At 60.9% G+C, this 13,172-nt stretch carries 15 protein-coding genes; 6 read left to right on the plus strand and 9 right to left on the minus strand.

All coding sequences use genetic code 11. The features are described from left to right. Nucleotides 1-102: 102 nt before the first annotated feature. The 3 genes from AC25BC_RS20490 to AC25BC_RS20500 all read right to left on the minus strand — a co-directional run bounded on the left by AC25BC_RS20490 (nt 103) and on the right by AC25BC_RS20500 (nt 3,134). The gene (locus tag AC25BC_RS20490; RefSeq protein WP_018481768.1) at nt 103-1,056 is read right to left on the minus strand and encodes an ABC transporter substrate-binding protein; all 954 of its coding nucleotides are present in this window, start codon (nt 1,054-1,056) and stop codon (nt 103-105) included. Between the two features lie 93 nt (nt 1,057-1,149). Beyond that, nucleotides 1,150-2,379, minus strand: coding sequence for a dual-specificity RNA methyltransferase RlmN (gene rlmN / locus AC25BC_RS20495; protein ID WP_128406556.1), 1,230 nt, complete (start codon nt 2,377-2,379; stop codon nt 1,150-1,152). 245 nt (nt 2,380-2,624) lie between these two features. After that, complete coding sequence (locus AC25BC_RS20500; protein WP_003543638.1) at nt 2,625-3,134, minus strand: invasion associated locus B family protein; 510 nt, start codon at nt 3,132-3,134, stop codon at nt 2,625-2,627. A 336-nt stretch (nt 3,135-3,470) separates the two neighbouring features. On the opposite strand from AC25BC_RS20500, the gene AC25BC_RS20505 reads away from it, so the two are divergent. Continuing rightward, complete coding sequence (locus AC25BC_RS20505; protein WP_012759346.1) at nt 3,471-4,031, plus strand: sigma-70 family RNA polymerase sigma factor; 561 nt, start codon at nt 3,471-3,473, stop codon at nt 4,029-4,031. A gap of 81 nt (nt 4,032-4,112) precedes the next feature. Here the strand turns inward: AC25BC_RS20505 and AC25BC_RS20510 are convergent, their stop codons facing one another. Next, a complete protein-coding gene (locus tag AC25BC_RS20510; protein WP_012759347.1) occupies nt 4,113-4,505 on the minus strand; it encodes a YkvA family protein in 393 nt (130 codons plus the stop codon). A gap of 80 nt (nt 4,506-4,585) precedes the next feature. Then, nucleotides 4,586-4,891, minus strand: coding sequence for a 4a-hydroxytetrahydrobiopterin dehydratase (locus tag AC25BC_RS20515; protein WP_012759348.1), 306 nt, complete (start codon nt 4,889-4,891; stop codon nt 4,586-4,588). Between the two features lie 35 nt (nt 4,892-4,926). On the opposite strand from AC25BC_RS20515, the gene AC25BC_RS20520 reads away from it, so the two are divergent. Continuing rightward, nucleotides 4,927-5,427, plus strand: a complete 501-nt coding sequence (locus tag AC25BC_RS20520; protein WP_128438322.1) for a low molecular weight protein-tyrosine-phosphatase — start codon at nt 4,927-4,929, stop codon at nt 5,425-5,427. Here the strand turns inward: AC25BC_RS20520 and thpR are convergent. Both thpR and AC25BC_RS20530 read right to left on the minus strand, forming a co-directional pair. Further along, nucleotides 5,334-5,927 (minus strand): RNA 2',3'-cyclic phosphodiesterase, encoded by a 594-nt coding sequence (gene thpR / locus AC25BC_RS20525; RefSeq protein ID WP_128438323.1) that lies wholly within the window; start codon nt 5,925-5,927, stop codon nt 5,334-5,336. The genes AC25BC_RS20520 and thpR overlap by 94 nt on opposite strands. 68 nt (nt 5,928-5,995) lie before the next feature. Continuing rightward, the gene (locus AC25BC_RS20530) at nt 5,996-6,640 is read right to left on the minus strand and encodes an arylesterase (protein WP_017995436.1); all 645 of its coding nucleotides are present in this window, start codon (nt 6,638-6,640) and stop codon (nt 5,996-5,998) included. Between the two features lie 72 nt (nt 6,641-6,712). Here AC25BC_RS20530 and AC25BC_RS20535 point away from each other — a divergent pair, with 72 nt between their 5' ends. The 4 genes from AC25BC_RS20535 (at nt 6,713) to AC25BC_RS20550 (ending at nt 11,537) form a co-directional block, all read left to right on the plus strand. After that, on the plus strand, nt 6,713-7,420 hold the full coding sequence (locus tag AC25BC_RS20535) for an ABC transporter ATP-binding protein (protein ID WP_017995437.1): 708 nt from the start codon (nt 6,713-6,715) through the stop codon (nt 7,418-7,420). Then, nucleotides 7,417-9,960 carry an ABC transporter permease gene (locus AC25BC_RS20540; RefSeq protein WP_128438324.1) on the plus strand — a complete coding sequence of 848 codons (2,544 nt, stop codon included), beginning with the start codon at nt 7,417-7,419 and terminating at the stop codon, nt 9,958-9,960. The genes AC25BC_RS20535 and AC25BC_RS20540 overlap by 4 nt, the downstream gene beginning before the upstream one ends. A 180-nt stretch (nt 9,961-10,140) precedes the next feature. Beyond that, entirely contained in the window at nt 10,141-10,869 is a 729-nt protein-coding gene (locus tag AC25BC_RS20545) for a Bax inhibitor-1/YccA family protein (protein ID WP_012759353.1), read from the plus strand. A gap of 110 nt (nt 10,870-10,979) precedes the next feature. Beyond that, nucleotides 10,980-11,537: a GNAT family N-acetyltransferase gene (locus tag AC25BC_RS20550; RefSeq protein WP_128438354.1), complete on the plus strand. Its 558-nt coding sequence runs from the start codon at nt 10,980-10,982 to the stop codon at nt 11,535-11,537. A gap of 6 nt (nt 11,538-11,543) precedes the next feature. Here the strand turns inward: AC25BC_RS20550 and AC25BC_RS20555 are convergent, their stop codons facing one another. Then, nucleotides 11,544-11,945, minus strand: a complete 402-nt coding sequence (locus AC25BC_RS20555) for a DUF2794 domain-containing protein (protein WP_041935591.1) — start codon at nt 11,943-11,945, stop codon at nt 11,544-11,546. Nucleotides 11,946-12,260: 315 nt separating this feature from the next. Further along, entirely contained in the window at nt 12,261-13,001 is a 741-nt protein-coding gene (locus AC25BC_RS20560; protein ID WP_012759356.1) for a DUF1223 domain-containing protein, read from the minus strand. Nucleotides 13,002-13,172: the final 171 nt, after the last annotated feature.

A 13,172-nucleotide genomic window follows, 5' to 3' on the forward strand; every position in this document is an offset into this window, starting at 1 on the left:
GCTCCGCGCCTTGCGCGAAACATCAGGCTTTTAATACCATCAGCCGCCCCCGTGTGGAACGGGAGCGGCTGCAAACTCGATCAGCGACGGCAGTCGCCTTGTTTATTCGATGACTTTGGTAGCGCGGGAAAGCACGCTCTGCGGCAGCGTGACCCCCATCTTCTCGGCCGCCGCCTTGTTGACGACGAGGTCGCTGCCGGCGGCAGTCTTGACCGCGATGTCGCCCGGGTTCTCGCCCTTCAGCACACGCACGACGATCTCGCCGGTCTGCTTGCCGACATCATAATAGTTGAAGCCGAGGGCAGCGATCGAGCCACGCGAAACCGAATCCGTATCGGCGGTAAAGAGCGGCAGCTTGCTCTCCTCGGCCACCGCGACAGCGCCTTCGAGCGCGGAGATGATCGTGTTGTCGGTCGGAATGTAGATCACATCGGCGCGGCCGACGAGCGCGCGTGTCGCACCCTGGACCTCGGCCGATTTGGTGGCAGCCGATTCGACTACCTTCAGGCCAGCCTTTTCGGCTTCAGCTTTCAACACGGCGAGCAGCGAAACGGAATTCGCCTCGCCGGAATTGTAGAGATAGCCGATGGTTTTCACATCGGGCAGGATTTCCTTGATCAGCGCGAGGTGCTCGGCGACCGGCGACATATCGGAGAGGCCGGTGACATTGCCGCCGGGCTTGTCCATGTTCTTGACGAGCTGGGCGCCGAGCGGATCGGACACGGCCGTGAAGACGACAGGAATGTCGCGCGTCGAGGAGACGACGGCCTGGGCCGAGGGTGTCGAGATCGGCACGATGACATTGGGCTCGTCACCGGCGAACTGGCGGGCGATCTGGGCTGCCGTCGCCGGATTGCCCTGCGCCGATTCGAACACGAATTTCAGGTTCTCGCCTTCCTTGTAGCCGGCAGCCGTCAGCGCATCGAGAACGCCCTTGCGCGCCGCATCCAGCGCCGGATGTTCGACGATCGCCGTCACGGCGACGGTGACATCATCGGCCTTTGCGGGCAGGGAAAGGGCCAAAGTGGCGGCAAGAGCGAGCAAAATCGGGCGCATGGGGATCCTCCTGAATGATTTTGGGGGCACTTTTAGGAAAAGTGCCCCCTGAAATCAATCGCGGAGAATTGTAGCGAGGATCAAACTTGCTGATCAGTCGTCGGCGCCGTGATTGGCAATCATCATCGCCTCGAAGGCCAAACGATCGGTCTTGCGCATGCGTTCCGACTCCGATTTCAGCTGGCCGCAGGCGGCAAGAATGTCGCGACCGCGGGGTGTGCGGATCGGCGAGGCATAGCCTGCCGAATTGATGAAATCGGCGAACTTCTCGATCTGCTCCCAGTCCGAACACTGGTAATTGGTGCCGGGCCACGGATTGAACGGAATGAGGTTGATCTTTGCCGGCACGCCCTTCAGGAGCTTGATCAGCCCCTTGGCGTCTTCCAGGCTGTCGTTGACATCCTTCAGCATCACATACTCGAAGGTGATGCGCCGTGCGTTCGAAAGGCCAGGATAGGTCCGGCAGGCTTCGATCAGCTCCTTCAGCGGATACTTCTTGTTGATCGGCACCAGAAGGTCGCGCAGATCGTCGCGCACCGCATGCAGCGAAATCGCCAGCATGACGCCGATTTCCTCGCCGGTGCGGAAGATCTCCGGCACAACGCCAGAAGTAGAAAGCGTCACGCGGCGCCTGGACAGCGACAGGCCGTCACCATCCGTGGCGATCAGCAATGCCTGTTTGACGGCATCGAAGTTATAAAGCGGCTCACCCATGCCCATCATGACGATGTTGCTGACCTTGCGGCCCTCGGCAGGCATGATCGTGCCCTGCGGCGCTTCACGGTCCGGGAAATCCCCAAGCCGGTCGCGGGCAAGCAGCAGCTGCGAAAGAATTTCCTCCGCTGTCAGGTTGCGCACCAGACGCTGTGTCCCGGTATGACAGAAGGAACAGGTGAGCGTGCAGCCGACCTGGCTGGAAAGACAGAGCGTACCGCGGCCCTCTTCCGGAATGTAGACGGCCTCGATCTCGACTGGACGCCCGGCGCCGCGGGCGGGAAAGCGCAGCAGCCATTTGCGCGTGCCGTCGTTGGAGACCTGCTCCTCGACGATCTCGGGACGTTCGATGGTGAAATGCTGCTTCAGCATCTCCCGCATGTCCTTGGCGACATTCGTCATATGGTCGAAGTCAGAGACCCCGCGCACATAGATCCAGTTCCAGAGCTGCGAGACGCGCATCTTGATCTGCTTCTCGGCCACACCCTTTTCCCGGAGTGCCGCCCCCATCTCCTCGCGTGACAGCCCGATCAGGGACGGCTTCTCGAAGCCGGAAGCGGCACGAGGCGCCTGAGGCGTGATGACATCAATCGCATCCATGACGGACATAGTCTTTCATCCCGAATTCGAACACGTAACCGCCCCGCAAACCCTGCGAACTTCAGGGCTAAGCCGGAAGACTGGCGGGTGCATGACGGCACATTGGCAGAAATTGAATGGCGGAACGGCGACTGATATCGCGATCTGTCCGCTGTTGCGCGGCCTTTAGCATCATTTTGCCCGCGCGTCACTATAGATGGAAACGACAAGAGCCGGCGCAAGGCCGGCCCTCGAAGCTCTGACAACAAAAAAGCTTACTTGCAGGTTTCGATCTGCTTCAGCGCAGCCGAGATACCCGAGAGCGAATAGCTGTAGGAGGTGCCGGTGCCCTTGCGCGAAACGGCATTGACCGTCATCGAATGACCGGTCTTCATCGCGGCGACGAGGGCCGGCTCCTGCGCCGCGTTCTCGACCCAGCCGGCCTTGTCCTTGGTGAACATTACGAAGGTCTTGTTGTCGATGACGACGTTGATCTTCGAATTTTCCTTGACCGTGTAGCCCATCATCGCCTGCGGCTCGTAGGAGATGTTCTGGCCCGGACGTTGGGAGACGATGAAGAAATTGTCGCCGTGGTCGACGCTTGCCGGCTGCTTTGCCGTCGGAACGGACAGCACGTAGCAGACGGTGCTGCTGCCCGACTTGTAGGAGTAAGCGCCCCATGCCTGGAACTGCTGGATGCGGTTCGGCGCGGCCTGCTGCGCTGTCGCAACTCCGGCCATAACAAGGGTGAGTGCGAGAGCGGATACGATACTTTTTACAAACATGGATTCCTGCCGGTTCTTGCGATTCAAGGCCCGAAGCGATCATAGCGGGCGCCGCATAATCACGATCTGCTTTATTTTGACTTAATTCAGGTTACCAAATGGTCAACGATAGCTGCGATTTGTATGTGCCTGTGTCATTTCAGCTCGAGTGTCAATTTTCGCCCCTTTGACGGTATCGACCGCGACACCGTGCCCCAATGGCACTGGCCGTCCGTTCGGCTGAATTTAAGACACAAAGATTCAGGCAAGAGTTTGACCTTTCCCAAATCCGTTGTACCTCAGTAAGACTTGGAAATCCGAGACGAAATTATTGCCGTAGGGGGCTGGTGAGGGGATATGGATGCCGAGGAAAGACAGCGTTTCGCTGCCCTCGCGAAGGCCGTCGCGAACGATCGCGACCAGCAGGCCTTTTCCATCCTGTTCGACTATTTCGCACCCCGCCTGAAGGCCTGGCTGATGCGCCAGAGGATGACATCAGGCGAGGCCGAGGAACTGGTCCAGGAGATCATGATCGTGCTCTGGCACAAGGCAGAGCTCTACGATGCCACGCGATCTTCCCTCTCGACCTGGCTTTTCCGTATTGCCCGTAACCGCCGCATCGACATGCAGCGGCGCGCCAACACCCGCATCTTCGATGAGACCGATCCGGCCCTGCAGCCGCCGGCCGATATCGGCGCGGAAGAAATCATCGCCAATGACGATCGCGACGCCAAGATACGCGCCGCCGTCGGCCAATTGCCGGAGGAACAGCGCGACATGCTGCGAGCCGCCTTCTTCCTCGGTCAATCGCATTCGGAGATCGCCGAAGCGACCGGACTGCCGCTCGGCACGGTGAAGTCGCGTATCCGGCTTGCCTTCGGCAAGCTCCGCAAGGTGCTGGAACGCGAAATCGCCTGACGCATGTCGCCCAAACGTGGGCAGCGGTTTTGGTAGGACGTGATGCGGAAAATCAAAGATCTAAAGCGTGACTAGAGCGCTTTAGATCGTCTTCATCGCTTCTTCCGGCCGATCGGCGAGAACGCGGTCGGCCGCTTCGTAGTGGCCCGGCCGGATGTGGCCGCGCACCATGGCGAAGGCAGCCGAGAGCACGGCGATGTCGTCGGAAAAGCCGATGACGGCGAAAATATCCGGGATCATGTCGATCGGCATGACGAAATAGGCGAGTGCTGCAAGCAGTACGCCGCGCACCTTCGTCGGCGTCTGCGGATCGAGCGCGCAATAGAAACCGGCAACGACATCGCGCGAGAACGGGATCTGCCGCACGGCCCGCCGGAATGTCGGCCAGAATTTCTGCCTGACGGTCTTCTCGCGCCGGCTCTGCGTGTCCTCGTCGCCCGGCAACAGGATTTCCCCGAATTTGACCTCGTCCATCCCTGCATCCCTTTTGTCCATGCGAACATATGGTGACGGCGCCCAGTCTTTCAATCGGCCCCTTTCAATCGGCCCCGCTTTCAAGCAACACGTCGCGCCGCAGCCTTCTCCATGGCTTTGGCGAGCTTGAAATCCAGCTCCGTCAGCCCGCCGGCATCATGCGTGTTCAGCGTCACATCCACCCTGGAATAGACGTTGAACCATTCGGGATGGTGGTTGAGCTTCTCGGCCGCAAGTGCTGCCTGCGTCATGAAACCGAAAGCCTCGACGAAATTTGCGAACTTGAACGTCTTCGATATTGACGAACCCGCATCATTGAGCGCCCAGCCCGAAAGCTCGGTCAGCTCAGCCTCAACCGCCGTCCGTTCCAGTTTTTCCATTTTCATGCCATGCTCCTCTTCTCTGTCCGACAGGTTCACCGATGAAACGCATCAGCATCCTTTTCGTTTGCATGGGCAATATATGCCGTTCTCCGCTCGCGGAGGGAATTTTTGGCCACCTCGTCGCCGAGGCCGGCTTGACCGGCGATTTTACGGTCGCTTCCGCCGGCACCGGCAGCTGGCATGAAGGCGATCCGCCCGACCGGCGTTCGATCGCCACCGCGAAAAACCACGGCATCGACATATCGGGGCAGCGCGCCCGGCGCATTCAGTCGAGGGATTTCATGGATTTCGATCTGATCCTTGCCATGGACCGCGACAACCTGGCGGCGCTCGAAAAGAGCGCGCCGCATGGGGCGAATATCCACCTTTTCGGTGATGCCGCGCTGGGAACGGGAGAGGATATTCCCGATCCCTATTATGGCGGTCCTGAAGGTTTCGAACTGGTCTACACCAGGCTCTTGACCGGCTGCTGCAGGCTGCTCGAAACGCTGGGCGTCGAGCGTGCCTCGTGCAACGGGAACACTTCCTCGGTGAGGTAAGGCCCTCCACCGACCGATTCGCGTGACGAAAGCAGCACGAAGCGCGGTGCGGTGAAGGTTGCTGTGTGGAAGTTGCCGCGTCCGGCCAGATATTGCACGACGTCGTCGAGCCGCGAGGATTTCAGCCGCGCCAGCGTCACATGCGGCATGAATTTGCGGGGATCCGGCGGCAGGCCGATGCGCTGGCAGATCCGCTCGATCTCGCCCTGCAGGGCATACATTTCAGGCGATTGCGAGACGCCGGCCCAGACCGAATGCGGTTTCTTCGAACCGAATGAACCGATGCCTTCCAGCCGGAACTGGAATTCCGGCCGCTCGATCCGGTCGAGGCGTTCAACGATTTCATCGGCCGTGCGGCCGTCGACATCACCGATGAAGCGCAGGGTGATGTGGTAATTCTCCACATCGATCCATCGTGCTCCGGGGAGGCCACCGCGCAGCAATGAAAGACTCATCGCCGCATTGCGCGGAATTTCGAGGGCGGTAAACAGTCTCGGCATCACGAGCACTCCCCGAATCTTTTGCAGGTGCTCACACGGAATCATGCAATCAATAACCGCGCAAGCCCCTATTTCTTCACAGAAGAAATCGTTTCGACGAAATTTGTGACAGCAGGCTCCATCTTTTCGACCATGACGTCGACACCTTTCGTATTTGGATGCATGCCGTCGTCGAGCTTCAACCCAGCCTCCAGTGCGACGCCGTCGAGGAAGAAGGCATAGAGTGGAAGCCCATGTTTTTCCGAGAGCTTCTGATAGATCGGGTTGAATCGTGCGGCATAATCCGCTCCCATGTTCGGCGGCGCTATGATACCGGCGAGCAGTACGGCAATCCCACGCTCCTTTAGCCGGGTAATCATCTGATCGAGATTCTTCGCGCTCTCCTCTGGCGGGATGCCGCGCAACGCGTCATTGGCGCCAAGCTCGAGAATGACCCCATCGGTGCCGTCGGGTACCGACCAGTCGATGCGCGCAAGGCCCCCTGTCGTCGTGTCGCCGGAGACCCCGGCATTGGCGATGGCGACGTCGAGGCCCTTCGCTTTCAGGGCCGCCTGCAGCTTTTCCGGAAAGCCGTCGCCGGGCGGCAACTGATAGCCCGCCATCAAACTGTCCCCAAAACCGACGAGATTGATCGTCCGGGCATTGGCTGCAGTGGCAAGGATCAGCGAGACTGCGATGACGGTGAATTGAAGGGCGGCAACTTTAAATCTCATTCCAGCTTCCCTAGATTGGCGAAGTGCCGTTATGCGGCCATTCGATTACGGACTTATATAGGGCGATTTCTGTTGGCAAAAACCATTATCGAGTTGAAGGGCGCCGATCTGACCCTTGGCAGCGCAGCCGCCTCCGTCCATGTGCTGAAGGGCATCGATCTCGATATCGCGGCCGGCGAATCCGTCGGCATCGTCGGCCCTTCCGGCTCCGGCAAGTCCACGCTGCTGATGGTGCTTGCGGGACTGGAGAAGCTCGACAGCGGTGAGATCAACATCAACGATACCCCGCTCCATAGCCTCAGTGAGGACCAGGTCGCCGATTTCCGCGGCCGCAACATCGGCATCGTCTTCCAGTCCTTCCACTTGATCGCCAACATGACGGCGCTGGAAAACGTCGCCGTGCCGCTCGAACTCGCCAATGTCGGCAACGCCTTTGAGATCGCTCATCGCGAGCTGAAATCGGTCGGCCTCGGCGAACGGCTGAACCACTATCCCGGTCAGCTTTCCGGCGGTGAACAGCAGCGCGTGGCGATTGCCAGGGCGCTCGCCCCCTCGCCTGCCCTGCTGATCGCCGACGAGCCGACCGGCAATCTCGATACCGAGACCGGCCGCCAGATCGCCGACCTCCTGTTCGCCAAGCAGGCCGAACGCGGCACGACCCTGCTTCTCGTCACCCACGACGTCTCGCTCGCAAACCGATGCTCGCGCCAGATTCGCGTCCGCTCCGGCAGGATCGAAGGCGACAGCGCCGCCCGCCGCAGCGAAGCGGCGATCGCATGAGGATAATCACCCCACGCGTCTCGCTCGCTTTTCGCCTGGCGCTCCGCGAGCTGCGCGGCGGCATCCGCGGCTTCTACATCTTCCTTGCCTGCATCGCGCTCGGCACCGGCGCGATTGCCGCCGTCAATTCCGTTTCGCAGTCGATCACCGACACAATCGCCTCGCAGGGGCAGGAACTGCTGGCCGGCGACGTCCGTTTCGAACTCAACAACCGCGAAGCCACGCCTGAGGAGTTGGGTTTCCTCGAAGGCCTCGGCACCGTTTCAGTGTCGACAGGCCTGCGCTCAATGGCCCGCAAGCCCGACGGTTCCGATCAGGCGCTGGTCGAGGTCAAGGCCGTCGATGACGCTTACCCGCTCTACGGCAAGTTCGTGGCCGAGCCGGACTATTCGCTTGCAGCCCTGCTTTCGGGCCAAGGCGGCACCTATGGTGCGGTCGCAGCGCCACTGCTTCTCGATCGGCTCGGGCTTGCGGTGGGCGACGAATTGCTGCTCGGCAACGTCAAGCTCAGCATCACCGGCACGGTGAAAACCGAGCCGGATGCACTGTCGGAAGGTTTTGGCTTTGCGCCGCGCCTGCTTGTCAGCCGCCAGGCGCTCCAAGCCTCCGGACTGATCCAGACCGGAAGCCTGGTCGAACATGCCTATAAGATCCGGCTGGGCGACAAGGGCGCGATGTCGGGCATCCAGGCGCGCGCCTCGAAGGAATTCCCCTCCGCCGGCTGGGCGATCCGCACCAGCGACCGTGCCGCGCCCTCGCTCACCGAAAACATCACCCGCTTCTCGCAGTTCCTGACGCTGGTCGGCCTCACCGCACTGATCGTCGGCGGCGTCGGTGTCGCCAATGCGGTGCGCGCCTTCCTCGATGCCAAGCGCACCACCATCGCCACTTTCAAATGTCTCGGTGCGCCGGCGCAGGTCGTCGTTCTGATCTATCTCTTCCAGATCGCCATCATCGCTCTCGGCGGCATCCTGATCGGCCTCGTCATCGGCGCCCTGTCGCCGATGCTGGCCGCGCAGTTCCTGGCGCAATTCCTGCCGGTCTCGACCGCGCCGACCCTCTACCCCGGTGCCCTGCTGCTCGCCACGCTCTTCGGCATCCTGACGACGCTCGCCTTCGCCATCCTGCCGCTCGGCCACGCCCGCGAAGTGCCGGCGACCGCACTTTTCCGCGAGCAAGGCTTCGAGGCCCGGCACCTGCCCTCCTGGCCCTACATCCTGCTTGCCGCCCTGTTCATGGCCGCCCTTGCAGGGCTTGCTATTCTCACCGCCTATGACCGCTTCATCGCCGTCGTCTTCGTCGGCGCGATCGTCTTCGCCTTCGTCGTCCTGCGCCTGGTCGCCGCGCTGATCGCCTGGCTCGCGCGCCGCAGCCCGCGCGTCAATTCGCCGGCACTGCGGCTTGCGATCGGCAACATTCACCGCCCCGGCGCACTGACGCCCTCAGTCGTGCTCTCGCTCGGCCTTGGCCTGGCATTGCTGGTGACGCTGACCCTGATCGACGGGAACCTGCGCCGGCAGCTGACCGGCCGGATGAACGAGGGTGCGCCGAACTTCTTCTTCGTCGATATCCAAAGCGCCGAGGTCGGCGCCTTCCGCAATCTCGTCCAGAGCCAAGCGCCGCAGGGCAAGCTCGTCGAAGTGCCGATGCTGCGCGGCCGGATCATCGCCTTCAACGGCGAGGACGTCACCAAGATGAACGTGCCGGCCGCCGGCCGCTGGGTGCTGAACGGCGATCGCGGCATCACCTATGCCGAAACCCTGCCTGACAACGCCGCCCTCACCGAAGGCAAATGGTGGGACAAGGATTACAGCGGCGAGCCACTCGTCTCTTTCTCCTCGGAAGAGGCACATGAGCTCGGCCTCAAGATCGGCGATAAAGTCACCGTCAACGTGCTCGGCCGCAACATCACGGCGAAAATCGCTAATCTGCGCCGCGTCGAGTGGGAATCGCTGTCGATCAATTTCGTCATGGTCTTCTCGCCGAATACCTTCCGCGGCGCCCCGCATGCGTGGCTGGCGACCCTGACCGATCCCTCTTCGACACCGGCCGAAGATGCGGCGATCCTGAAAACCGTCACCAACACCTATCCGACGATCACCAGTGTGCGCGTCAAGGACGCGATCGATATCGTCAACCAGCTGGTCGCACAGCTCGCGACCGCGATCCGCGCTGCGGCCTCCGTCGCCCTTTTCGCTTCCATCCTCGTCCTTGCCGGCGCGCTTGCCGCCGGAAACCGGGCGCGCACCCACGACGCGGTGGTGCTGAAGACGCTCGGCGCCACGCGCGCCATGCTGATCCGCGCCTTCAGCTACGAATATCTAATCCTCGGCCTCGCGACTGCGATCTTCGCGCTGATCGCCGGCAGCGTCGCCGCCTGGTTCATCGTCGCCCGCATCATGCGTCTGCCCTCGACCTTTCTGCCCGACGTCGCGGGACTGACGCTTGTCACCGCGCTCGTCCTCACCGTCGGCATCGGCCTGATCGGCACCTGGCGCATCCTCGGGCAGAAGGCGGCACCCGTCTTGCGCGAGCTTTGACCGGGCAGCGGCACCCAAACCCTTCACCTTACGGCGATTTAACCGATCGAGCCTTTGCAAGCCTCTTGTTTGCAAACGGCGAAAGCCTCATATTATCCGCAGGCATGCTGGAGCTCCGCAGCGGCGCCCGGGTCGAAAACCCCGACACCGTATTTCCATCGGAGCTTGTAAGAGGAAACTATGGCTGATCTTCGTAACTATCAAAGCCGCGCTCAGACCGGCGAGATGATTGATCAAGGCCTGCGCGCTTATATGCTCAAGGTCTACAACCTGATGGCGCTGGGTCTGGCGATCACCGGTGTGGCCGCATATCTGTCGTTCCAATTCGCCTTCGCCAATGGCGAGCTGACCGCTTTCGGTCAGGCGATCTATGTGAGCCCGCTGAAGTGGGTGGTCATTTTGGCGCCGCTCGCTCTGGTGTTCTTCCTGAGCTTCCGGATCAATACGATGACGGTGGCCGCCGCCCAGACGACCTTTGCGGTCTACGCCGCGCTCGTCGGCCTGTCGCTCTCATCGATCTTCCTGATCTACACGGGTCAGAGCGTCGTTCAGACCTTCTTCGTCACCGCCGCCTCCTTTGGCGCGCTGTCGCTTTACGGCTACACGACGAAGCGTAATCTGTCGGCGATGGGTTCGTTCCTGATGATGGGTCTTTTCGGCTTGATCATCGCCTCGATCGTCAACATCTTCCTGGCGTCGTCTGCCGTGCAGTTCGCCATCTCGGTGCTCGGCGTCCTGATCTTCGCAGGCCTCACCGCCTACGATACCCAGCGGATCAAGGAATTGTACCTGGAAGCCGATGACGTTGCCGTGGCCGGTCGCAAGGCGATCATGGGTGCGCTGACGCTCTATCTCGACTTCATCAACCTCTTCATGTTCCTGCTGCAGTTCATGGGCAACCGTAAATAAGCAGGACCGACTGAGATCGAAAAGGCGGCTTAGGCCGCCTTTTTTGTTGCGCAGGCTTTCGCGGGATGGTTTTAGGAAGACACATCCTCGCCAACGGACCTGCCGCCAAAATGTCCTTCCTCCTGCGCGACGCCACACAAGCCGATATTCCCGCCATTGCCGATATCTATCGCGAATCCGTCCTGAACGGCGTCGCGAGCTATGAGATCGTGCCGCCCTCCGAGGCCGAGATGGCGTTGCGTTTTTCGGCGATCGTCGGCCAGCAATATCCCTATATTGCCGCAACCGATGCGGATGGAACCCTGCTCGGCTACGCCTATGCGTCGGCCTTTCGCACGCGTCCCGCCTATCGCTGGCTGGTCGAGGATTCGATTTATCTGGCGCCGCAAGCCCGCGGCCGCGGTATCGGCAAGGCGCTGCTCGCCGAACTGATCATCCGTTGCACCACCCTCGGCTTTCGGCAGATGGCAGCCGTCATCGGCGGCGCCAGCCCCGCCTCGATCGCGCTTCATCGCACGGCCGGCTTCGAGGAGGTTGGTCTGATGAAGGGCACCGGCTACAAACACGGCCGCTGGCTGGATACGATGTTCATGCAGCGCGCCCTCGGTGAGGGTATGAGCGCAGATCCGGACCCGTCGACCTATCCCGGCACGCTGTTTAACGGCTGATATGGTTTACTTGTCGACGAGCTTCAGGGCCTTGTCGAAGACCTTCAGCACCTGGTTCAGCTCGTGACCGCGCTTCAGGATCGTGCCGTTGACGCTGATCACGCAATAGGCGCCCTGCTTGGCGGCGAGCTTCGGGTTTTTCTCGATGCGGAAGAGCGGCATTTCACCGGAACGCTTGAAAACGGAAAAGACCGCCCTGTCCTTCAGGTGATCGATGGCGTAGTCGCGCCATTCACCATCACCGACCATCCGACCGTAGATCCAGAGGATCGCGTCCAGTTCGCGCCGGTGGAAGGTCACCGGAAGCGGGTCCTTGCTTTGCTTGTATTCCCTGAGATCGACGACGACTGAGGAACTGTGGTCGACGGAACGGCTTTCGCCGTGTCGCAAATCCGGCTGATCTGTCATCAGTCTCACAAGGCCTCCACATATGACAGGAGAGTGACAGTTTGCCCGAGCTGCCGCAAATTGCAAGAGTGCCGGCTGTCACATTCAGCCGCACTACAGCGCCGCGCGTCTCTCGGGCAAGGGCGCTGGGCAGGCCAACGCTTTCTCCGCAGCGCCGCATTTCAGTCAAAACAGCGCCTCATTTGCAGGAGATTTATGAGCTCCAGTTTGGCGCCAGCGCGCCAAAGGGCCCGGCGGAGCGTATCGACCTTAACCCCAGCCCCGAATACGCTCGGCCGGGCCGCCCCAGCATTTCATCCGCAGCCGGATGAAATTTCAGATATTTTTGCCAGCCATCACCACGGTCGCGCCAAGGATCGCAGCCGGATCGCCGTCTGCGGTTGCCGATTGAAGCAGAATCGCGCAGCCCTCGAGCTGCGGCCGCTGCAGCACGCTGGCCGGCAGCGTCAGACTGGTCGCCTTGCCGTCCCACATGCCGACGGTTTCGACATTGGTGACGCTGTGGAGATAGGAGATCTTCTGGCCGCTGTTCTCGCCCTTTTCGACGTCGATGGTCTTTTCCTTGTCGAAATAGACCATCACGACATTGGCTTTGCCCTGTCCCGCGCCGATCTTGATCTCCAGCTCATCGCCGCGCATCGCGGCACTGATCGGAACGGTCAGCCCATTGCCTTCGCTGCTATAGGTGTCGATCTGGCTGTTGATGCCATTGAGATCGGCGCCGGCCAGATGGCCGCGTCCATTGACGATCGCCTGCGGCGTGTAGACGTTGCTGCGGCCCATTGTCTTGGCATAGCCATACTGCCGCTCGGTATTTTCCTTGGAACTCAGCGTATCGGCCCAACCGAGATAGTTCCAGTAATCGACATGATAGGCGAGCGCGATGACATCGCCCTGGTTCACCAGCTTGCGGAAAGCGGCATCAGCAGGAGGACAGGAGGAGCAGCCCTGCGCCGTGAAGAGTTCGACGACACCTTTCGGTGTGCCGTCTTCGGCCTGCAACGGGCCCGAGAGAACAACGCCGGCGATCAGCGGAATCAAAAAACGGGGGGACATTCACCTGCACCTCTTTTTCAGCGCCGACGGCATGTTGGAACCGGAGGCCCTGACATATGAACGTACGAATAATCCTTCCGGGTTCAAACGAAAAGTCACGAACGGGTGAGACGTAGCTAGACGGGAACTTGCGTAAAACAAATCATCGTGAGCCCCGTTTAAAGACTGTCG

The organism is Rhizobium sp. WSM409 (assembly GCF_057653825.1).

What these genes read in the sequence shown, in the direction of transcription:
- AC25BC_RS20490 (WP_018481768.1), bottom strand. Translation starts at nt 1,056, where the DNA reads ATGCGCCCGATTTTGCTCGCTCTTGCCGCCACTTTGGCCCTTTCCCTG.
- rlmN (WP_128406556.1), bottom strand. Translation starts at nt 2,379, where the DNA reads ATGTCCGTCATGGATGCGATTGATGTCATCACGCCTCAGGCGCCTCGT.
- AC25BC_RS20500 (WP_003543638.1), bottom strand. Translation starts at nt 3,134, where the DNA reads ATGTTTGTAAAAAGTATCGTATCCGCTCTCGCACTCACCCTTGTTATG.
- AC25BC_RS20505 (WP_012759346.1), top strand. Translation starts at nt 3,471, where the DNA reads ATGGATGCCGAGGAAAGACAGCGTTTCGCTGCCCTCGCGAAGGCCGTC.
- AC25BC_RS20510 (WP_012759347.1), bottom strand. Translation starts at nt 4,505, where the DNA reads ATGGACGAGGTCAAATTCGGGGAAATCCTGTTGCCGGGCGACGAGGAC.
- AC25BC_RS20515 (WP_012759348.1), bottom strand. Translation starts at nt 4,891, where the DNA reads ATGAAAATGGAAAAACTGGAACGGACGGCGGTTGAGGCTGAGCTGACC.
- AC25BC_RS20520 (WP_128438322.1), top strand. Translation starts at nt 4,927, where the DNA reads ATGAAACGCATCAGCATCCTTTTCGTTTGCATGGGCAATATATGCCGT.
- thpR (WP_128438323.1), bottom strand. Translation starts at nt 5,927, where the DNA reads ATGCCGAGACTGTTTACCGCCCTCGAAATTCCGCGCAATGCGGCGATG.
- AC25BC_RS20530 (WP_017995436.1), bottom strand. Translation starts at nt 6,640, where the DNA reads ATGAGATTTAAAGTTGCCGCCCTTCAATTCACCGTCATCGCAGTCTCG.
- AC25BC_RS20540 (WP_128438324.1), top strand. Translation starts at nt 7,417, where the DNA reads ATGAGGATAATCACCCCACGCGTCTCGCTCGCTTTTCGCCTGGCGCTC.
- AC25BC_RS20545 (WP_012759353.1), top strand. Translation starts at nt 10,141, where the DNA reads ATGGCTGATCTTCGTAACTATCAAAGCCGCGCTCAGACCGGCGAGATG.
- AC25BC_RS20550 (WP_128438354.1), top strand. Translation starts at nt 10,980, where the DNA reads ATGTCCTTCCTCCTGCGCGACGCCACACAAGCCGATATTCCCGCCATT.
- AC25BC_RS20555 (WP_041935591.1), bottom strand. Translation starts at nt 11,945, where the DNA reads ATGACAGATCAGCCGGATTTGCGACACGGCGAAAGCCGTTCCGTCGAC.
- AC25BC_RS20560 (WP_012759356.1), bottom strand. Translation starts at nt 13,001, where the DNA reads ATGTCCCCCCGTTTTTTGATTCCGCTGATCGCCGGCGTTGTTCTCTCG.